Annotated in this window: 19 protein-coding genes and 1 riboswitch; of the genes, 17 read left to right on the forward strand and 2 right to left on the reverse strand. The window is 42.6% G+C overall.

Annotated elements, in window-relative coordinates; all coding sequences use genetic code 11:
* Positions 1–31: 31 nt before the first annotated feature.
* Entirely contained in the window at positions 32–1063 is a 1032-nt protein-coding gene (locus KFQ09_RS10845; RefSeq protein ID WP_255835667.1) for a pectate lyase family protein, read from the reverse strand.
* 489 nt (positions 1064–1552) lie between these two features.
* Between KFQ09_RS10845 and sigY the strand changes: the two genes are divergently transcribed.
* From sigY to KFQ09_RS10910, 13 genes are all read left to right on the forward strand, one after another.
* Positions 1553–2083, forward strand: coding sequence for an RNA polymerase sigma factor SigY (gene sigY / locus KFQ09_RS10850; RefSeq protein WP_007497895.1), 531 nt, complete (start codon positions 1553–1555; stop codon positions 2081–2083).
* Positions 2083–2394 carry a YxlC family protein gene (locus KFQ09_RS10855; RefSeq protein ID WP_035389913.1) on the forward strand — a complete coding sequence of 104 codons (312 nt, stop codon included), beginning with the start codon at positions 2083–2085 and terminating at the stop codon, positions 2392–2394. Before sigY ends, KFQ09_RS10855 begins: the two co-directional genes overlap by 1 nt.
* Positions 2391–2603 (forward strand): hypothetical protein, encoded by a 213-nt coding sequence (locus KFQ09_RS10860; protein ID WP_035389911.1) that lies wholly within the window; start codon positions 2391–2393, stop codon positions 2601–2603. Before KFQ09_RS10855 ends, KFQ09_RS10860 begins: the two co-directional genes overlap by 4 nt.
* A gap of 308 nt (positions 2604–2911) precedes the next feature.
* Positions 2912–4282 (forward strand): NADP-specific glutamate dehydrogenase, encoded by a 1371-nt coding sequence (gene gdhA / locus KFQ09_RS10865; protein WP_255835668.1) that lies wholly within the window; start codon positions 2912–2914, stop codon positions 4280–4282.
* A gap of 83 nt (positions 4283–4365) precedes the next feature.
* Complete coding sequence (locus KFQ09_RS10870) at positions 4366–4479, forward strand: hypothetical protein (RefSeq protein ID WP_008345567.1); 114 nt, start codon at positions 4366–4368, stop codon at positions 4477–4479.
* 111 nt (positions 4480–4590) lie between these two features.
* Positions 4591–5973, forward strand: coding sequence for a copper amine oxidase (locus KFQ09_RS10875; protein WP_255835669.1), 1383 nt, complete (start codon positions 4591–4593; stop codon positions 5971–5973).
* 69 nt (positions 5974–6042) lie between these two features.
* Positions 6043–6657 (forward strand): class F sortase, encoded by a 615-nt coding sequence (locus KFQ09_RS10880; protein WP_213407079.1) that lies wholly within the window; start codon positions 6043–6045, stop codon positions 6655–6657.
* Positions 6658–6897: 240 nt separating this feature from the next.
* Entirely contained in the window at positions 6898–8841 is a 1944-nt protein-coding gene (locus tag KFQ09_RS10885; protein WP_255835671.1) for a BglG family transcription antiterminator, read from the forward strand.
* Between the two features lie 121 nt (positions 8842–8962).
* On the forward strand, positions 8963–9268 hold the full coding sequence (locus tag KFQ09_RS10890; protein ID WP_007497889.1) for a PTS sugar transporter subunit IIB: 306 nt from the start codon (positions 8963–8965) through the stop codon (positions 9266–9268).
* Positions 9269–9282: 14 nt separating this feature from the next.
* Positions 9283–10632, forward strand: a complete 1350-nt coding sequence (gene celB / locus KFQ09_RS10895) for a PTS cellobiose transporter subunit IIC (RefSeq protein WP_007497888.1) — start codon at positions 9283–9285, stop codon at positions 10630–10632.
* Between the two features lie 26 nt (positions 10633–10658).
* Complete coding sequence (locus tag KFQ09_RS10900; RefSeq protein ID WP_008345561.1) at positions 10659–10985, forward strand: PTS lactose/cellobiose transporter subunit IIA; 327 nt, start codon at positions 10659–10661, stop codon at positions 10983–10985.
* Entirely contained in the window at positions 10982–12310 is a 1329-nt protein-coding gene (locus KFQ09_RS10905; protein WP_007497885.1) for a 6-phospho-beta-glucosidase, read from the forward strand. The genes KFQ09_RS10900 and KFQ09_RS10905 overlap by 4 nt, the downstream gene beginning before the upstream one ends.
* A gap of 117 nt (positions 12311–12427) precedes the next feature.
* On the forward strand, positions 12428–12826 hold the full coding sequence (locus KFQ09_RS10910) for a hypothetical protein (protein WP_007497884.1): 399 nt from the start codon (positions 12428–12430) through the stop codon (positions 12824–12826).
* A 324-nt stretch (positions 12827–13150) separates the two neighbouring features.
* On the opposite strand, the gene KFQ09_RS10915 is transcribed toward KFQ09_RS10910, so the two are convergent.
* A complete protein-coding gene (locus KFQ09_RS10915; protein ID WP_136944641.1) occupies positions 13151–14242 on the reverse strand; it encodes a branched-chain amino acid aminotransferase in 1092 nt (363 codons plus the stop codon).
* Between the two features lie 359 nt (positions 14243–14601).
* Between KFQ09_RS10915 and KFQ09_RS10920 the strand changes: the two genes are divergently transcribed.
* From KFQ09_RS10920 to KFQ09_RS10935, 4 genes are all read left to right on the forward strand, one after another.
* A complete protein-coding gene (locus KFQ09_RS10920) occupies positions 14602–16029 on the forward strand; it encodes a DUF1565 domain-containing protein (protein WP_136944640.1) in 1428 nt (475 codons plus the stop codon).
* A 117-nt stretch (positions 16030–16146) separates the two neighbouring features.
* Positions 16147–16256, forward strand: a riboswitch (SAM riboswitch).
* Between the two features lie 173 nt (positions 16257–16429).
* The gene (locus tag KFQ09_RS10925) at positions 16430–17548 is read left to right on the forward strand and encodes a sugar ABC transporter substrate-binding protein (protein WP_007497873.1); all 1119 of its coding nucleotides are present in this window, start codon (positions 16430–16432) and stop codon (positions 17546–17548) included.
* 72 nt (positions 17549–17620) lie between these two features.
* A complete protein-coding gene (locus KFQ09_RS10930) occupies positions 17621–19117 on the forward strand; it encodes a sugar ABC transporter ATP-binding protein (protein ID WP_236797766.1) in 1497 nt (498 codons plus the stop codon).
* A complete protein-coding gene (locus KFQ09_RS10935; RefSeq protein ID WP_017368303.1) occupies positions 19114–20127 on the forward strand; it encodes an ABC transporter permease in 1014 nt (337 codons plus the stop codon). Before KFQ09_RS10930 ends, KFQ09_RS10935 begins: the two co-directional genes overlap by 4 nt.
* The last annotated feature ends 77 nt before the right edge of the window (positions 20128–20204 follow it).

A 20204-nucleotide genomic window follows, 5' to 3' on the forward strand; every position in this document is an offset into this window, starting at 1 on the left:
AGAAGATTTCTGCCCGAACGTTTTTTTGAGCTTAAGGATTTACTTTTCCTACACCCGCATTTGATACAACTTCTGATTTCACATTGTTCACGTTAAGCAAAGAGTAGTTATAAGGAGGGTTGTACGTACCTGTTGAAGACGTTGGCAGGCTACCTGTGCTGTTAATATATGAGTTGTTGATGACATGCCATGTACCGACTTGACGGCTGTCCCAGCTGCCAATGGCATTGTTTGTATTTTCAAATACGTTGTGCTCAATTCTCATTTTTGCGCCCATACGAGAGTTAATCGCAGTTGTATGGATGCCTTTGTAGTAGTTGTTATACACATGACCTTCTCCGTAGCGCATAGACGGTACACGAGAGTTCAAGTTTTCAAAACGGTTGTTGTGGAACGTGATTTTTCTGTTGTAGTTATCGTTATCGGAGCTGCCCATCAGCATCGTTTTCCAGCTGTCATGGACATAGTTCCATGAGAACGTAATGTAATCAGAGTCATTTTTCACATCGAATAACCCATCATAGTCATCTTTATCAGAGTTTAAAGTGTTGTAGAGTTCATTATGGTCGACCCATACGTTTTTAGAGGCACCTTCGATTCCGATGGCATCTTTATCACCGATTTTGCTGTGATGGATTTTGAGGTTGCGGATGATGACGTTATTGGCGCGCCATACTTTAATACCAATCCCGTTAAATTCGCCGTTTGTCCCTTTACCGACGATGGAGACATTGTTTGTATCTTTCACATCAATTTTATTGGCTGAAGTATTAGAAGGAGTAATGGTTCCGTCTACCACGATTTTCAATTTTTCATTTGTTCCTTTGCTTTTGAGGGCAGCTAATAGTTCATTTCCGGTTTTCACCGTCACCGTTTTACCGCCTTCACCGCCTGTTGTACCGCCATTTAATGTGGAGAATCCTTGCTGATTAAAATTGGCCATAATCGAAGGGCTTTCTGGATATTTCGTTGCTGCTTTTGCCTCCCCATTTGGCGCAAATAATGAAGTCACGAGACCAACCGCTAACACACCAGCTAACATTGGAACTTTTTTCTTCAACATGAACATCTCCATTCTCTATTTTGTTTTAATGTAAACGTTTCCAAAATAAGCTGCGATTCAACCGCTCCTCCTTCCTTCGCCAGCATCGCCTCTTTCGGAATGTAGGAAGAGCATAGCACGCAAAAAGGTATCATCGGCTAAGAATTGGAACGAAGTATTCCACGATTTTCAAGGAAACTAAGGCAATGATTATTTCAATTTATCTACATGAGACAAGGATCATTGACGATAGGTATTGGGGTAACCTAGTGATTATGAAAAGGACGTTCTTTTTTTCAAGGAAAATCAAGATGATTACGAAAGCGTCATTTTGTTAGAGACAAAGACATGTCATAATCATTACATAAGAAAAAATTGGATATCAAATAGATCCATGCGCTAAACAGTAGGTAGAAAAGGCTCCAATTTAAAAAAAGAAGGTCTATTTTAAACGATGCGATCACCGGTGTCGTCTAATCAATAAGAGATAGAAAGGAAGGAGGGACGTGTTTGGAGCAGACCGAGGAGACTTTATGGATCAAGCGGGCAAAACAGGGGGATGATGCCGCATTTACCGCCCTTTATCGGCATCATTATTCGTTTCTTTACCGTTATTTGATGAAATTGACCCTTCAACAAGAGCTGACAGAGGAGATCATGCAAGAAACGATGCTCAAAGCGTACATGAAACTTTCTTCTTTTAGAGGAGATTCATTATTTTCAACATGGCTCATGTCCATTGCATCTAGACAATTTTTAGATCATCAAAAGAAAAGAAAACGTGAACAAACGAGAGAAGGAAAGGCGAATCAAGAAGCCATCCGCCGGTTCAAATGGGATGTTCAGCAAAAAGGCCATACTTGGCATGACATGTGGGATGCTTTAAATGAGTTAAAGGCTCAGGAGAGAGCACCGATCCTTCTCCATTACTATTATGGCTTTACTTACCCTGAAATCGCTTCGATGCTCGGGGTGAGAGAAGGTACGGTGAAATCGAGGGTTCATCATGGGATCAAGAAAATTCGAAAGGAGTGGGACTGATGAAAGAAGATCGTTTCGCCGATCGTTTAAAAGAGGAGCTGCAGGAGCTCGATGAACAAATCGAAGTAGAAAAGCCGAGTGAACAAGCTTTGATGTTGATGCTAAAGCAGGCAAAGGAAAAAGAGAAAAAACGTTTTAAACAAGAAGTGCTGGCGTACATCATCGTCAGTCTGACCATCATGACACTTTTTGCAGCTGCCATTACTCATTTGCCCATCATCTTCATTCTTCTCCAAGTGGTGAGTGTGCCGCTCTGTGTGGTTGTCGGCATCAAGGAATATCAACATATTAAAGGAGGGTCCTCCTTATGAGTCATACGGAAATGATCATCTTATTGTGCGCATTACCGTTACTGTTTGCACAAGGATTTCTCTTATTTATGGATGCTAAGAAAAGAGGGCGTTATAAATGGTTCTGGGGCATCATTGGATTAATCAACTTCCCATCTTCTTCTATTTTATATTGGCTGTGTGTTGTCTTACCTGATCGTAAAAGAGGAGAAAAGCTCAGAAAAAATTGAAAGACGTTGTAAAACTTTTGACCTTTTTTTTGAATGATCATCATCTAGAAAAAGTGAAAGTTTCATGAATGTGTCAAAGAAAGCGGGATGTTGAACGTCCAGTTCGTCATTTCTAGCACGATAGTCATTCTTTGAGCGCGTCATTTTCATGACGGAAGGTGATTCTGCTTAATCTATCTCATTTCGGCATCGTTTTCATCTGTTATCAATATTGATCAGTTTTTACAAATGGTGTTAAATTAATCTCAATATGCGTTAGAAAATCTAACAACCAAAGAGTGAGATATTGACAAGGAGGCAGATGAGACATGTTGACCTTAGATCGAGCAGCACAAACAGCACAAAGCTACATCCACCGTGTGCTAGAGGATGTAGAAAAACGGAATCCAGGCGAGGCGGAATTCCAACAAGCCGTAAAAGAAATTCTGGAATCCCTCGTCCCGGTTTTTGCAAAACACCCAGAGTATGAAAAACAGGGGATCTTAGAACGCTTAATTGAGCCTGAGCGGTTTGTGATGTTTCGTGTACCGTGGGTAGACGATGAAGGCAAAGTACAGGTGAACAGAGGATTCAGGGTTCAATTTAATAGTGCCATCGGTCCTTATAAGGGGGGCATTCGGTTTCACCCATCGGTCAATGCCAGCATCATCAAGTTTTTAGGGTTTGAACAAATCTTTAAAAACGCACTGACAGGTTTGCCGATCGGCGGAGGAAAAGGTGGATCAGATTTTGACCCTAAAGGGAAATCTGATGGAGAAATCATGCGTTTTGTTCAAAGTTTTATGAGTGAACTCAGTCGTTATATTGGACCTGATCAAGATGTACCGGCAGGAGATATTGGTGTAGGTGCACGCGAAATTGGCTATATGTTCGGCCAGTACAAAAAAATGCGTGGTGCGTATGAAGCCGGTGTCCTGACAGGAAAAAGTCCTGGTTTTGGAGGCAGCTTAGCGAGAAAAGAAGCGACCGGCTATGGACTGGTGTACTTTATGGAAGAAATGTTAAAAGCCCACGGAATGCAATTTGAAGGACGATCTGTTGTTGTGTCTGGGTCAGGAAATGTATCGATTTATGCGATGGAAAAAGTATTGGAATTAGGCGGAAAGGTTGTGGCTTGTAGTGATTCAAGCGGAGCCATTTACGACCCTCAAGGCATTTCACTTGAGACAGTGAAGCAGCTGAAGGAAGTCGATAACCAGAGAATTAGTGCCTACATAGACATTCACCCGCATGCTGAATTGATTGAAGATTGCGAACAAATTTGGTCTCTCCCTTGTGACATTGCGCTGCCATGTGCGACCCAAAATGAAATTTCAGAGTCGCAAGCACAGCAGCTAGTGGCAAACGGTGTCATCGCTGTAGGAGAAGGGGCCAATATGCCGTCCACACTTGAGGCCGTCAAAGTATTTGAACAACATGATATTTTGTTTGCACCAGCAAAAGCAGCAAATGCTGGGGGAGTGGGTGTTTCGGCGTTAGAAATGGCGCAAAACAGTGCGAGAATGTCTTGGACTTTTGAAGAAGTAGATGGTCAGTTGAAACAAATGATGCAGTCGATTTATCGTCAGTGTACTGAGACAGCTGAAGAATACGGATACGCTGGAAACTTAATGGTAGGCGCAAATATTGCAGGATTTCGCAAAGTGGCAGATGCCATGATCGCACAAGGCGTCATTTAACTCCTGCTCTCCCGCACCTGTTTATTTCATGACAAGATCGGGAATCGTCTTGTAAGAATGACAATAAGGAGGCGCGGGAGAAAATGAAAAAGTGGCTGAAACAAATTGTCAAATGGGCACCAGTGATTTATCCAGTGGTGAGGAAAATATACAAAGAACGAAAAGCATCCAAAAGTCGTAACGTATCAGCCGGGTAATCCGGCTTTTTTTTATGAAATGAATGAAACAAAAAAATATGCTGTGTGAATGATCCATTTCACTTCTCTCTCCGTTAAGTACATAACAAACGGAAAGAGGAGGCAAAACAGATGAAAATGAAAAAAGCATTTTTAACGATCCCGCTTAGTGCAGCATTATTATTACCAACTGCTCAAATGGCAAGTGCACACGAAGGACATATGCATGGGGATGCAAAAAAGTCGTCATCATCACAAGAGGTGTCAAATAAAGCAACGGATCTTCGCGCAGCGCTTGATCAGCTGTTCTCAGAGCATGCTTATTTAGCAGTGATCACGATGCAAAAGGGAATTGACGGCAGTAAAGATTTTGATCAAGCAGCCGCAGCGTTAAATGAAAACACGAATGATCTATCGGATGCGATCACCTCTGTGTATGGAAAAAAAGCAGGGAAACAATTCAAAGAGATTTGGTCAAGCCATATCGGTTACTTTGTTGACTATGTACAAGCAACAGCGAAAAAAGATGAAGCAGGTAAAAAGAAAGCGGTCAAAGAGCTTGATCAATACCGCATGAAACAAGCTGATATGCTTGATAAAGCAACGGATGGAAGATTGAAAGCAAGTGAACTTGAAGAAGGTTTAAAAATGCACGTCAATGAACTGCTAAAAGCTTTTGACAGTTACACAGAAAAGGATTTTGATACAACCTATGAAACGGTCAGAAAATCCATTCATCATATGTTTGAAGTAGGTAAAGGCGTATCATGGGCGATTACAGATCAATTTCCTGGGAAATTTGATCAAAAATCAGTGGATACTCCAGCCGCAGATCTTCGTGAGGATTTAAACTACTTGTTCTCAGAGCATTTGGCACTCGCGGTAGTGGCTATGCAAAAAGGGAATGATGGCAGCAAGGACTTTGACCAAGCGGCAGCAGCCTTAAATGAAAATACAAATGATTTATCAGATGCGATCGCTTCTGTTTATGGAAAAGATGCAGGAAAACAATTTAAAACGATCTGGTCAAGTCATATCGGATATTTAGTTGATTATGTTAAAGCAGATGCATCAGGAGACGAGCAAGCAAAAGAAAAGGCTGTCAAAGATTTAGATGCTTACCGTATGAAACAAGCAAAATTTTTAGATCAAGCGACAGATGGACGATTGAAGGCGGCTGACTTAGAAGCTGGGTTGAAAACGCATATTGATGAGCTCATCAAAACGTACACGTCTTATCATCATGGTGAATATGATCAGCTGTACCCGACTGTCAGAGAAGCATACGGCCATATGTTCATGGTTGGTCAAGATGTCGCATCAGCTATTGTCGATCAGCATCCTGAATTATTCAAATCCAACATGCCAAATGAGATGCCGAAAACAGGTATGGGAGGCACAGCCGGTCCATTAGGTATGTCATATGAAGCATTTGCTGGGATGATGGCAAGTCTCATCTTAGCCGGAGGTGCAGTGGGCGCGTTCTTCCTCATTCGCCGTAAACCATCAAATTAAGCAGGCGTCAAGACAAGAGGGAACGTGCACAATCGTGCCGTTCCTTTCTTCAAAAGGAGGTCGACTTGCGTGAAAAGATGGCTGTTTAGTATTCTTACGCTTCTCATCATCACGGGCTGCGCATCCCAATCAATAGATGAAAAGTCATCCTCTGAAACTGCATCATCTCCTGAGCCAATGACAGCAAAACAAGCCAAGAATCAATCTCATTCACACGACACGTTAAAAGATGAGCCATCGGGTATTGTTCCCGCTGACATCTCCATTCCAGCGATTGATGTCCAAGCAAAAGTGGAGAAAACGACTTTATCAAAGGATGGCAGTATGGGTGTTCCACAAAATACAGATCACACAGCTTGGTTTAAAGATGGTCCGAAGCCTGGTGATAAAGGGAATGCTGTCATAAATGGTCATGTTGATAATAAATGGGGTCCAGCTGTTTTTTATCGACTAAAGGAGCTAAAAAAGGGAGACAAAGTCATTGTGACATCCTCGTCAGGGGAAAAGCGAACCTTTGAGGTTCTCAAGGTGAAAAGCTATCCGCGCGAAGAGAAACCAAATGCTTTTTTCGGGTACGCCTTTACACGGAATCTCAATTTCATCACATGTACGGGAACTTTTGATCATGCAGCCGGTACACATGAAAAAAGATTGGTTGTCTTTACACAACTGATTTCCTCATAAGAAAAAGGCGGATACACGGAGGTGTAACGCTTTTTTCATGATTTCCACAACAGCATCTTAGAAGAAGATTCATAGGTCATTAGATATGGTTGGTTGTATAAATAGGGGCGTTTGTCATATAAATGAGTTGGCAATTTTTATTTCTTTTCAGTAGAATATGAGTAATGAAGAGAACTGTAAGCGTATACAACCTGTCCAAACAAGGCAGATTCTCCACCCTAAATGAAGGAGGCCGATCTAATGCTGAGTAAAAGACTGGCGCACATTTTAAGTCAGCTGATGGCAGCTGAGACTCCTCTCACGAGCGCAGCGCTTTCTGTCAGTTTACAAGTGACAAGCCGCACCATCCGAACAGACATCAAGGAACTGAATGAGCGTCTAGCCCCTTATCAAGCAGCTGTATCAGCTGTTAGAGGCGCTGGCTATGAGCTGTTGATCAACGATGAGAATGCCTTTCGCCGTTTTATGAAGGAAGAAGTCGAACAGGAAGAACCGCTTGCTGTTCTTCCAGAAGAACGAGTTCGATTTATTTTGAAAAAGCTGCTTCTAGCGGAATCATATGTGAAGCTGGAAGACTTACAGGAGCAGCTGTTTATTAGTAAATCGACGATGAGTAATGACATGAAATGGGTCAAACGTAAGCTCGAACCCTTTGATCTGAAGCTGGAAGCAAAGCCGAATAAAGGCTGCCGGATTAAAGGATCTGAGATGAAAATCCGTTATTGCATGTCAGAATATTTATTCAATGAACGGCGTTCCTATCAAACAATGCTGGACACGGCGGTTACGATTTTGTCAAAACATGAGCTGGAATTGATTCAGAGAACCATGATTGATTATATCAACGAGGAAAAAATGAATCTATCAGACATTTGCATGAATAATTTAATTGTTCATATTGCTATTGCCTGTAAACGGATTAGACACGGAAACTATGTATCTGTGCTGCCTGAAGAAATCAACGAAATCCCAAGGGCAAAAGAATACAAGGTAGCCAAAAAAATGGTTGAGCGTCTTGAAGGGCTGCTGGATGTCTCATTTCCACAAGAGGAAATCGTTTATATCGCCATCCATTTGCTAGGAACAGCCAAAATGGTACAGTCTTTTTCAACGGGCGGTCAAAAACAAATTGTGGATGATGACACGAGCCGTCTTGTTCAACTGATGCTGAAAGCCATTGATCAAAAATTGCAGCTGGATTTAGCGGGAGATGCGGAATTGCTGATTGGCCTCAGTTTGCACTTAAAGCCAGCGATCAATCGGTGTAAGTATGGAATGAATTTAAGAAATCCAATGCTAGATGAGATCAAAGCGGGCTATCCAATTGCCTTTGAAGCAGGGATTGTGGCGAGCAGGGTTATTGAAGAAGAGACAGGTTTGTCCATTCATGAAAATGAGATCGGCTATATGGCACTTCATTTTGGTGCGGCCTTAGAGCGCAGGAAAATGGAGATACCACCGAAGCGATGCCTGATTGTCTGTGCGTCTGGTGCAGGGAGTGCAAGGCTACTTCAAGATCGTTTGCGGTCACAATTTGGGTCGAAGCTGACCATTTTAGGCACAGCAGAGCTTTATTCCCTTCCGCATGTCTCTTTACATGCATTGGATTTAATTATTACGACCATTCCCATTCATATGGATTTACCGATTCCTGTCATTCAAGTGAACACGATTTTAGGAGGCAGTGATTTTTTAAAAATAGAAGAAGCTTTGACAAGTGAAACAAGAGTGACATTAGCCACGCAATATATGAAAAAGGAATTGGTCTTTACAAAATGCGCCTTTCAAACAAAGGAAGAGGTCATACACTTTCTCACGCAAAAGGTCATTGACATGGGCTTAGCGCCAGCAGAACTTACACAATCTGTGATGGAAAGAGAAGAGTCTGCACCAACTTCATTTGGGCATTATACAGCGATTCCACATCCGATGACCCCGCTAACAGAAGAGACGTTTTGGGCGATCTGTACATTAGAAAAACCGATTATTTGGGGAGAGAAAAAAGTTCAATTTGTCTGCTTGCTTTGTGTCGAAAAAGAGAACGCCAAAGACTTAAAAGGCATGTACCGTCTGCTTGGAGAGCTTGTCCATCATGTGAAATTTATTCAGCACCTCATCACCTGTGACACCTTTGAAGACATGCTGGATGTCATGGATAAAAAAGCGCCTTCGTACAAGAACTAATGGTGTGATATTAACTTTTTCCGCTTCCTAAAGGAAAAAGTATGGGTGTTTATGAAAGCGGTTTCATAATATGATGAATGTGTAAAGAAAAGCTTCATACTTCAAAAAGGGGGCGTTTACAATGAACATTTTATTAGTTTGTGCAGCAGGTATGTCAACAAGCTTACTTGTCACAAAAATGGAGAAAAGTGCACAAGAACAAGGAAAAGACTATCGTATTTGGGCAGTATCTGGAGATGCTGCAAAAAATCATATTGATCAAGCCGATGTGCTTTTATTAGGACCTCAAGTTCGTTATTTATTACCGCAAATGAAAAAACTCGGAGAAGACAAAGGAATTCCAGTAGACGTGATTAATACCGTGCATTATGGCGTATGTAATGGTGCTGAGGTTTTAAAATCTGCTGAACAGTTAGTGAACGGATAAAGGGGGCGGAAGGGATGAATGGATTCAACCGATTTCTAGAAGAGAAGGTTATGCCGTTTGCAGGGAAGATTGCCGCTCAAAGACATTTACAAGCATTGCGTGACGGAATTGTTTTAACCATGCCTCTCATTATCGTCGGTTCACTGTTTCTCATTTTAGCCAACCTTCCGATTCCAGGATACAGCGATTTTATGGCAAGTGTCTTCGGAGCCGAATGGGCCACGAAACTATCCTATCCTGTGAATGCCACCTTTGACATTATGGCACTTGTTGCGACCTTTGGGATCGCGTACAGGTTAGCTGAAAAGTATGCAGTCGATGCACTGTCATCTGGTGCAATTGCTGTCGCAGCTTTCCTTCTAGCCACACCTTATCAAGTCCCGTTCACACCTGAAGGATCAACAGAAGCTATCCTCGTGAATGGCGGTATTCCCGTCACACTGATGGGCAGTAAAGGGCTATTCGTTGCCATGATTATTGCCATGCTTTCCACCGAAATTTACCGCTTTATTGTACAGCGGAATATTGTCATCAAAATGCCTGATGGTGTACCGCCAGCAGTTAGTAAATCGTTTATCGCACTTATTCCAGGTTTTGTGGTCATCACGCTGATCTGGGTCGCTAGGCTTCTGATTGAGATGACACCTTTTGAGAGTATTCATAATATCATCACGGTCTTAATCGGCACACCACTATCCATTCTTGGTGGAAGCTTAGGCGGAAGTATCGTTGCCATCGGTGTGCAAATGCTCCTCTGGGCATGTGGTATTCACGGAGCCACCATTGTCGGCGGAGTCATGGGTCCGATTTGGCTCGGTGCGATGGATGAAAACCGTCTTGCCTTCCAAGCAGGAGAAGTGCTGCCGAATATTTTCACAGCGCAGTTCTTTGAAATCTTTATCAATGTCGGCGGAAGCGGCGCGACGCTTGCTTTGGTACTGACCATGATCTTGCGTGCGAGAAGTAAACAAATGAAACAGCTTGGCCGTCTTGCGATTGGGCCAGCCATCTTTAACATCAACGAACCGATCATTTTTGGAATGCCGATTGTGATGAACCCAATGCTTCTCATTCCGTTTATCCTTACGCCAATTATGATGATCATCACCACATATATCGGAATGAGCACAGGACTTGTAGCAAAACCGGCAGGGATCGCTGTCCCGTGGACAATGCCGCCAATCATTTCAGGCTATCTCGCAACAGGCGGGAAAATCTCTGGCGCGGTCATGCAGCTGATTAACCTTGCCTTGTCATTTGCGCTATACTATCCATTCTTTAGAATGTGGGATAAGCAGAAATTGAAAGAAGAAAATGAGCTTGAAGCAAAAGCATCAACAGATGAAAATGTCGTCAGCATGTAATAGAGGGAACAAGGGGGATGCGGCCGATGGAAATGGAACAAATTGTGTTTCAACTCATCTTGCACGGTGGTAATGGCAGAAGCTCGGCCATGGAGGCCATTACATGTGCAAAGCAAGGCAATTTTGATGAGGCGAAGCAAAAATTGCAGGAAGCACAAGACGCGTTAAATGAGGCGCATCACGCACAGACAGAGCTAATCCAAGGAGAAATCAGAGGAGAGAAAACCGACGTCAGTCTCTTGATGATTCATGCACAGGATCATCTGATGAACGCTATGACCGTCAAGGAGCTTGCAGCTGAAATCATTGAGCTCCATGAAAAAATGAAGCAATTCGGAGGTGTCAATTCATGAAAGACGGAATCAAAATTGTCACAATAGGCGGTGGATCAAGCTATACGCCTGAGCTCGTCGAAGGGTTTATTAAACGATATCAAGAATTGCCTGTAAAGGAATTATGGCTTGTGGATATTGAAGCAGGTCAGGAAAAGTTGAACATCGTGGGTGCCCTTGCAAAACGTATGGTTGAAAAAGCGGGTTTGCCGATTGAAGTGCACCTCACCCTTGACCGCCGGGCAGCTCTGAAAGATGCGGACTTTGTCACGACACAATTTCGTGTAGGACTGCTCGAAGCCAGAGCCAAGGATGAAAGAATCCCACTTAAATATGGCGTCATTGGACAGGAAACGAATGGTCCAGGCGGTTTATTTAAAGGTCTACGCACCATTCCAGTCATTCTAGACATCGTGAAGGATATGGAAGAGCTTTGCCCAGATGCCTGGCTGGTGAACTTTACAAATCCAGCAGGCATGGTCACAGAGGCGGTGTTACGCTACACGAATCTGAAAAAAGTGGTCGGTCTATGCAATGTGCCGATTGGAATCAAAATGGGCATTGCAAAAGCGCTGGATGTCGATGTCGAACGCATTGAAGTACAATTTGCAGGCCTCAATCACATGGTCTATGGCTTAGATGTGTATTTAGACGGGGTCAGCATTATGGATCAAGTGCTCGATGAATTAGGAAATCCAAATAGCCAGTGGTCGATGAGGAATATTGAAGCGAAAAACTGGGAGCCTTCTTTCGTCAAAGGCTTAGGGGTTATTCCATGTCCGTATCATCGTTATTACTATAAAACGAAAGATATGCTGGAGGAAGAACAAAAAGCGGCTCAAGAAAAAGGAACAAGAGCAGAGGTTGTGCAGCAAGTCGAGCATGAATTGTTTGAGTTATATAAAGACCCAGATTTATCGATTAAACCGCCGCAACTCGAAAAAAGAGGCGGAGCTTATTACAGCGATGCAGCATGTAATTTGATCAGCTCCATCTATAATGATAAACATGACATTCAACCGGTAAACACAGTGAACAGAGGAGCGATTGCCAGCATTCCGGCCGAATCAGCGGTTGAAGTGAACTGTATCATTACAAAGGACGGACCAAAACCAATCGCGACAGGTGATCTGCCTGTGGCTGTGAGAGGACTCGTTCAACAAATCAAGTCTTTCGAGCGTGTGGCAGCTGAAGCAGCTGTGACAGGAGATTACGAGACGGCTCTTGTCGCCATGACCATCAATCCACTCGTTCCTTCTGACGAAATTGCAAAGCAAATCTTAGATGAAATGCTTGAAGCGCACCGTGAATATTTACCGCAGTTCTTCAAATCAGTGAATGCGTAAAATAAAATGGCCCCTTTATGGGGTCGTTTTTTATGATTTTTTCATATGGAAACCGGAGAAAGCAGTGTATGATAGAAAAAACAACATGTACTGCTTCAAAGAAAGGACGGTTAGAATATGGTGGCAATTGGGTTAATGCTTTACGGCTTTATCGTTCAACCTCTACTTAGTTACGGCACAGTGGTTTTGTTTTTGTATGGAATCATCGCTTCATTTATTGGCCTGATTCGGCATAGACAGGATGTGTGGATGTATGTTCTCCGCCTGCTCGTTTGTTTTACTATTCCAGTAACCAATCTGTTAATGTATTTCGCAACCATCGGTGGAGATGAAAGAGACTTTGATTTCCAGCCGATGCCGCCAGTTTATCATCTTGTTTTTATCCTAGAAATCATCATCGTCTTTTTACCAGAGATCTTTTTACTGATCGAGAGAAAGCGGAGTATCAAAGGGAAACAGTGGATATATGCAGGGGCCATTGTGGGGATATCGGTCTTGTTTTGGTGCACGCTTTGATGAGAGGCTGATGGACATCTAAGTCTTTTTCGCCTTTTTGTTGCGTAACCTCTTTCGCCTCACTTTTACAAAAGTAATGGAAAGAACAAAGATAGAAATTCCGAGAAACTTAAATAGAAAACGGGTGAAGAACGATGAATCATCGAAACCTGTAGCGATGATGATTGATCCGATGCAAATCCCAAAGAACGCTAGTAAATAAGTAAAAAACATATCATCACTCCTTAAGCGTGGAATAGATCCATATTTTCCATTATGAGGTAGTGAAGGAGATAAAGAAACAAAAAAAGAACCCTTCATCAAATGAAAGGTTCTTTCGCTTGCTTATGCCTGCTTGACGACCGAATCGACTTCTACTGTCCAGCCGAAGATATCTGGCTGAGTTCCTTTTTGGATTCCGGTAATCGCTTCGTACAATTTCTTCGATACTTCGCCTGTTTGACCATTTTGAATGACGTATGGCTGATCGTCATAAATTAATTCACCGACAGGAGAAATGACGGCTGCCGTTCCTGTCCCGAAGATTTCTTCAAGTTCACCGGATTGATGTGCTTCAATTAACTCATCAATTGAAATTTTACGTTCTGTCACAGGGATTTCCCAATGCTTTAACAGCTCAAGCACAGAATTCCGTGTGATCCCTTCTAAAATGCTGCCATTCAGTTCAGGCGTCACGATTTCTCCATTGATTTTAAAGAAGATATTCATACTGCCGACTTCTTCAATGTACTTTTTCTCGATGCCATCAAGCCACAGGACTTGTGAAAATCCTTTTGTTTCAGCAACTTGCTGTGCTTTCAAGCTCGATGCATAGTTTCCAGCTGTTTTGGCATTCCCTGTTCCGCCTTTAACGGCGCGGACAAATTCGTTTTCCACCGCAATTTTGACCGGATGGATGCCTTCTTTATAATAAGAACCTACTGGAGATAAAATGATGATCAGCTTATAGGTGCTTGACGGTGCAACACCTAAATAGGGCTCAGTAGAAATAATGAATGGACGAATATACAAAGAAGTGCCCTCTGCATCAGGTACCCAATCCTTATCAATGCGAATGAGTTCATTTAAGCCTTCTAAAACCGTTTCTGTATCAATTTGCGGGATACATAGACGGTCATTTGATCTGTTTAAGCGTTCCATATTTTTTTCGGGACGGAATAAAAGAATCTTTTGATCCTCAGACACATACGCCTTTAAGCCTTCAAAAACAGATTGGCCATAATGATAAACCATAGAAGCTGGGTCCATTGGAATCGCCTGATAAGGGATAATTCTCGGATCATACCAGCCTTTATCAATTGAATAATCCATCACAAACATGTGGTCTGTGAAGATTTTTCCGAATTCAAGTTGATCAGATTGAGGTTTTGGTTTTTTTGTTGAACTAAGTTCAACGCGGATGGGTTGTTTTGGCATCGTAAATCTCCTTGCTGTTTGATTATTTGAAAATTCTAATAATATGAAATAATTATGATTCTATTCTATACCTTCACAAAATATTAGCAATAGGTTTTCTGGAATTCAGACAAGAAAAATCTGTTAAAGCGCTTTCCTCCTCTCTGTCGTGTTTTTACTGAAGTTTCCCCTTAGAAATAAAATCCAATTTCATTATTAACTGATTAATCTGACAATTTAAAAGCGATTTGTTTTCCTGTAAGATATTCTTTCAACCATACACCTTTTGACTAGTACATTGCAAGGGGCATTGCCATATTTTAATCCTCTTTTTTTTAACCGATAAAGGTAGAAGAGAGTGGAAGGGAGCAAACAACGAGATGAAACGAATGATATCAGGCGCCTTATTGATTTTATTGATGACCGCCATTAGTTTTGGCTGTCAAGCGATGACGGAGGAGGCTGGTGCGAAGCAAGGTACTGCCTATTACGTCGCAGCAAATGGGAACGACAAACATCCAGGGACAAAGCAAAAGCCTTTCCGTACGCTGAAAAAAGCGGCAAGTATCGCGAAAGCTGGGACAACAGTTTATATGAGAGGCGGTACATACAAAGAGAAATTGATTGTCCGCCATTCTGGAACAAAGAAAGCACCAGTTGTTTTTCAAGCGTATGGAAAAGAGAAGCCTGTCATTAGCGGAGCATCTCTTAAAGGAAATCAAGCAGACGGTGGTCTTGTGAAGATTGATCAAAAAAGCTATATCACCCTGAAAGGGCTGACAGTCGGTCATATTAAAACGAATCAAGAAGATGTGACACCCATCGGTATATTCATCACAGGAAGCGGCAAAGGCGTCAAACTGCTTAACAACCGTGTGTACGACATTCAGACGACACATCAAAATGGGAATGCTCATGGCATTGCGGTCTATGGAACGAAAGCACCTGCAGCCATTGAAGACATTGAAATCAAAGGAAACACTGTGGAAAAGTTAAAGCTAGGTTTTAGTGAAGCCCTTGTGCTAAACGGAAACGTTAAAAAATTCCGCGTGACACATAATACAGTCCGGCATACGGACAATATCGGGATTGATTTAATTGGTTTTGAAAATGTCGCACCTTCTAAAAAGTATGATCAAGTGAGAAATGGTGTCGTATCTAGAAACAAAGTTTATGAGATTACGAGTGTTGGGAATCCAGCGTACGGCAAGGATATCTCCGCAGGAGGAATCTATGTGGATGGCGGGAAAGACATCGTGATTGATCATAACATCAGCCATCATAATGACCTTGGGATTGAGGTCACAAGTGAACATAAAGGGAAGATGGCCGAACGCATTCGCATTGAGCACAATCAAGTATATTTAAATCGTTATACAGGCATCTCCATTGGCGGATATGACAAGAAGCGCGGCGGAACGACAAACACGACCATCTCCCATAACATTTTGTATAAAAATGACACAGCCGGCTTAGAAGGCGGTCAATTGCTCATGCAATATCAATCGGTGAACAATCGAATCACGAATAATATCATGACAGCCAGTGCTTCGCATTACTTAGTCGTGAATCTCTACGAAGTGAACAAGAAGAATACATTCCAAAAGAATGTCTACGATGACCGCAAAGGTGCAAAAGCCTCTCAGTGGGTATGGCGAGGGAAATGGATGGAAGGCTACAAAACGTATCGCTCGAAAAGCGGTCAAGATAAAGGATCAGCACACCTCAATCCCCAATTTGTGAATGAGAAAAAATATGATTTCCGTCTTAAGGCATCTTCACCTGCTAAGAAAATCATCGGCAGTTAAACAAGGTATACGGTGTAAATGATCATTTTAGAAATTTTCAAAAAAGTCATTGACATTGATGAGACATCACATTAAAGTAAAGAAGACATTTCAACTAAATCAAATTTCATAACGGATCTCTTATCAAGAGAGGCAGAGGGACTGGCCCTATGACGCCCAGCAACCGTTTCTATTTAAGAAATTGGTGCTAATTCCTGCAAAGCTGTTACAGCTTTGACAGATAAGAGAGGAAGACTTCCCGATACATGTTTCATGCAACGGTGATCAAGCCTCTCTTTATCAAGAGAGGCTTTTTTTGATCTCTTTTTTGAGAATCAAACGACGGGGTTCACAGGCATATTTCCACTTTTTTACCTAGTTTTCCGATGTGAAAAATAAAACAACTTGAGGAGGAACAGCAATGAAACGTAAATATTGGACATCATCTCTTGTATTATTGACGGTCCTGACCGTGCTATTATCTGGTTGCGGTACGGGATCAAGCGCAGGCTCAAAGGCTAATGCAAACGAAAAGGTTTCCTTTGACAATGTCCCGAAGCGATTTGCAAAAGGACAGGGAGCAAAAATTAAAGTCATCCGTAAAATTGGCGGGGACGATCATACTGCTCAGTTTTTAGCAGGAACGAAGGCAGAAGGGGAAGCGCTAGGCTTTACAGTAGATGTCTACACGGCAAATGGTGATACGGCGAAGTTTCATGATGCCATTTCTCAAGCACTAGAAGAAAACTATGATGGCTTTATCATCTCTCATGGGGATGATGAGGCGACAGTCGCTGATGTGAAGAAGATCACAGCGAAAGGCATTCCAGTTGTGGCGTTTGATTCAAATCCGAAGCTGAAGGATATCAAAGGAGTCACAGTGACGTCTCAAGATGACGAGCAATTAGCGAAAAAATCATTAGATGCACTCGTGGCTGATTTTAAAGGGAAAGCAAATATTGCGTATCTTTGGGTAGATGGATTCCCTCCAATGGTGAGACGAAACAAGGTGTACCAAGAAACGCTCAAACAGCATACAGGGATCAAGGAACTTGACCGATTTGGCGTTGCGGCCTCTGATACATCAGTTCAAACACAAAATGCGGTTGCGGCTATGCTGAATAAATATCCAAAGGGTAAACTGGATGCGATTTTTGCCACGTGGGATGCATTTGCGATTGGTGCCGCAAGAGCTTTAAAAGAAGCAGGAAGAACCGAAGTGAAAATATACGGTATTGATGTGTCTAATGCCGATCTGCAAGAAATGACTGCGAAAGACAGTCCTTGGAAGTACACTGCCGCTGTCGATCCGAAGCTCATTGGCGCAATTGACGTAAGGATTCTTGCGAAGAAACTAGCTGGCGAGAAAACGCCATCTTCCTATGACCTTGAGGCCTCTCTCATTTCACAAAAGCAGCTTCAGGATGCAGGAAAGGCCATCAATATGGTCAATCTTGCAGATGAAGTAAAAGGATTCGGTTCTTCGACTGCTTTTGAAGAAGACTGGATGAAGACCTTGAAGAAGCATTATGCAAAATAAACCACGTGCACTCTCTTTTCATAGAGGGTGTTTCGTTTTTCAATTGACGATCAGGAGAGAAGGAGGACACCTATGACAACGCCGCTTGTTCATATGAAAAACATCTCGATTGAATTCCCAGGAGTCAAAGCGTTAGATCAAGCAAATTTCACATTAAAAAAAGGCACAGTCCATGCCCTGATTGGGGCTAACGGTGCTGGGAAGTCAACGTTAATGAAAGTTCTCTCTGGTGCTCATTCACATTTTGAAGGAACCATCCACATCAATGGCGAGGAGGCGACCATTCATACACCAAAGGATGCGGCCTCATACGGTGTGCAGACCGTACATCAAGAAGTGGATACAGCTCTAGTGCCATATTTAAGTGTTGGCGAAAATATGATGATTCATGAAATGGAGAAAAAACCATTCGTCCGTTGGAAAGAGATTCACCGCAAGGCAGCACAGCTGTTACAAGAGATGAATATTGACATCTCGACGAAGCGTCTTGTGAGTGATTTGACACTGGCAGAAAAACAAATGGTGCTCATTGCCAAGGCTGTGTCGATCAAATGCAGCATTTTAATTTTAGATGAACCAACCGCTCCACTTAGTCATGCAGAAACAAGCAAGCTATTCTCAATGATTCATCAATTGAAAAAGAACGGCACAGGCATCATTTTTATCTCGCATCGCATGCCAGAAATTTTCAACATCTGTGATGAACTGACTGTGATGAAGAATGGAACCGATGTGGCGGCGCACCTCATTAAAGAAACCGATCCAAAGCAGGTCATTGAAGAAATGCTTGGCGCACCATTAGAGGATCAATTCCCATCTCGTACACCGCTTGAGGATGCACCGATTGTGCTTGACGTGAAAGAGTTGCATGACCAGCATAAATTAAACAACATTCATCTTCATGTGAAAAAAGGAGAAATTCTCGGGATTGCAGGACTAGTCGGTGCTGGTAAAACAGAATTGTGCAAAGCCCTATTCGGCGCCTCAGAAAAAAAGTCAGGCACTGTGCAGTTGCATGGTCAAACCATTCATATCAAGTCGCCTCATCACGCTGTGAGAGCGGGTATTGCCCTTGTGCCTGAGGAACGGAGAAAAGAAGGAATTTTAACAGAAGAGACTGTTGGATGGAACGTAACAGCTGCAAGTCTACGTTCGTTTACACGGCCGTTCAGCTTCTTACATCGTTCTAAGGAACGGAAGGCAGCAGATGGAATCGTCAAGCGGCTTGGCGTCAAGACACCTTCTCTTGAAGCGAAGGTGAAGCATCTCTCTGGTGGAAATCAGCAAAAGATTGCGATTGGAAAATGGCTGTTGGCTGAGGCAGATGTCTATCTCTTTGATGAACCAACCAAAGGTGTAGACGTTGGAGCCAAAAAGGACATTTTCTCCCTCATTGCAGAACTAGCTGCAAGAGGAAAAGCGGTTATTTATGCTTCAAGTGAGCTTTCAGAAATTGCAGGAATTGCCGACCGAGTATACGTCTTATATGATGGCAGCATTGCCCGGGAAATGACGGCACCAATGACTGAAGAAGAGCTTTTATATCATTCAACAGGAGGACAATCATGAGTGAACGACAAGTTTCAGCCCCAGTTCAACAAATCAAGAAACAGCGGCCATCCTTTCATCTGTTTGATTTCTTTTATCAATATGGCACCATCTTAACGATTGTCGTATTGATTGTTGTCTTTGCGGCAGCCAATCCGGCATTTTTACAGTCAGGAAATATCATCAACATTTTACGATCGATCTCGATTGTAACCATCATTGCAGTAGGGCTGACGATCTCATTAGCAGTGAATGGCTTTGATTTATCTGTAGGTTCAGTTGCAACGTTATCAAATGCAATTGTGATTTCCATGTTTGTATGGTTCTCGCAAAACCCACTCATTGCGATCCTTTCTGCGCTGGCGGCTTCTCTTATTGTCGGTTTGCTGAATGCTTGGATGATTGTCAAAATGAAGATTCCAGATATGCTCATGACACTAGCCATGATGTTTATCATTCAAGGGCTCGCACAAACCTATACGAAAGGTGCGACCATTTCTGAAAATATGGTGCTGCCTGATGGCACTTTTTCAACTGGCACCATCCCTGCCTTTTTCAGCAAGATTGGGCAGGTCCCCTATATCATTTTGATTATGGCGGCCATTGTGCTTTTTGCACATGTTTTTATGACTTACACAAAGCATGGGCGGTTGATGTATATCATTGGTGGAAATAAAGAAGCCGCCCGATTGTCTGGTATTCATGTGAATAAATACAAAATCGCAGCATATCTGTTGTCTGCCTTATTTGCGGCGATCGGTGGTATCGTGCTGGCATCAAGGGTGATGACAGCAGAAATTAACGCAGGAACGCCATATTTAATGGATGGGGTAGCTGCTGCTTTTATTGGGTTTTCAGTCATGGGAGCAGGTAAACCAAACGCATTCGGTACGTTTATTGGTGCGGTGCTCATCGGTATTTTGCAAAATGGACTTGTGATGATGTCTGTCCCGTATTATGCAATGGATATCGTGAAAGGATCTGTGCTTGCACTGGCACTCGCGCTGACTTATTACAAACAGCGTGGCTAAGATGTATTTTTTTAAAACCATTTGCGTCCTCTCTCCGTCTAGTAAACGGAAAGCAGTGTAACAGCTGTTTGCCAAAA

This window comes from Bacillus sp. FS02 (assembly GCF_024398395.1).
GTDB classification, from domain to species: Bacteria; Bacillota; Bacilli; order Bacillales; family Bacillaceae; genus Bacillus; species Bacillus altitudinis.

Bases quoted from the DNA above. Each gene is read 5' to 3' on its own strand.
- KFQ09_RS10845 (WP_255835667.1), bottom strand. From the start codon at position 1,063: ATGTTGAAGAAAAAAGTTCCAATGTTAGCTGGTGTGTTAGCGGTTGGT.
- KFQ09_RS10855 (WP_035389913.1), top strand. From the start codon at position 2,083: ATGAAAGAAGATCGTTTCGCCGATCGTTTAAAAGAGGAGCTGCAGGAG.
- KFQ09_RS10860 (WP_035389911.1), top strand. From the start codon at position 2,391: ATGAGTCATACGGAAATGATCATCTTATTGTGCGCATTACCGTTACTG.
- gdhA (WP_255835668.1), top strand. From the start codon at position 2,912: ATGTTGACCTTAGATCGAGCAGCACAAACAGCACAAAGCTACATCCAC.
- KFQ09_RS10870 (WP_008345567.1), top strand. From the start codon at position 4,366: ATGAAAAAGTGGCTGAAACAAATTGTCAAATGGGCACCAGTGATTTAT.
- KFQ09_RS10875 (WP_255835669.1), top strand. From the start codon at position 4,591: ATGAAAATGAAAAAAGCATTTTTAACGATCCCGCTTAGTGCAGCATTA.
- KFQ09_RS10885 (WP_255835671.1), top strand. From the start codon at position 6,898: ATGCTGAGTAAAAGACTGGCGCACATTTTAAGTCAGCTGATGGCAGCT.
- KFQ09_RS10890 (WP_007497889.1), top strand. From the start codon at position 8,963: ATGAACATTTTATTAGTTTGTGCAGCAGGTATGTCAACAAGCTTACTT.
- celB (WP_007497888.1), top strand. From the start codon at position 9,283: ATGAATGGATTCAACCGATTTCTAGAAGAGAAGGTTATGCCGTTTGCA.
- KFQ09_RS10900 (WP_008345561.1), top strand. From the start codon at position 10,659: ATGGAAATGGAACAAATTGTGTTTCAACTCATCTTGCACGGTGGTAAT.
- KFQ09_RS10905 (WP_007497885.1), top strand. From the start codon at position 10,982: ATGAAAGACGGAATCAAAATTGTCACAATAGGCGGTGGATCAAGCTAT.
- KFQ09_RS10910 (WP_007497884.1), top strand. From the start codon at position 12,428: ATGGTGGCAATTGGGTTAATGCTTTACGGCTTTATCGTTCAACCTCTA.
- KFQ09_RS10915 (WP_136944641.1), bottom strand. From the start codon at position 14,242: ATGCCAAAACAACCCATCCGCGTTGAACTTAGTTCAACAAAAAAACCA.
- KFQ09_RS10920 (WP_136944640.1), top strand. From the start codon at position 14,602: ATGAAACGAATGATATCAGGCGCCTTATTGATTTTATTGATGACCGCC.
- KFQ09_RS10925 (WP_007497873.1), top strand. From the start codon at position 16,430: ATGAAACGTAAATATTGGACATCATCTCTTGTATTATTGACGGTCCTG.
- KFQ09_RS10930 (WP_236797766.1), top strand. From the start codon at position 17,621: ATGACAACGCCGCTTGTTCATATGAAAAACATCTCGATTGAATTCCCA.
- KFQ09_RS10935 (WP_017368303.1), top strand. From the start codon at position 19,114: ATGAGTGAACGACAAGTTTCAGCCCCAGTTCAACAAATCAAGAAACAG.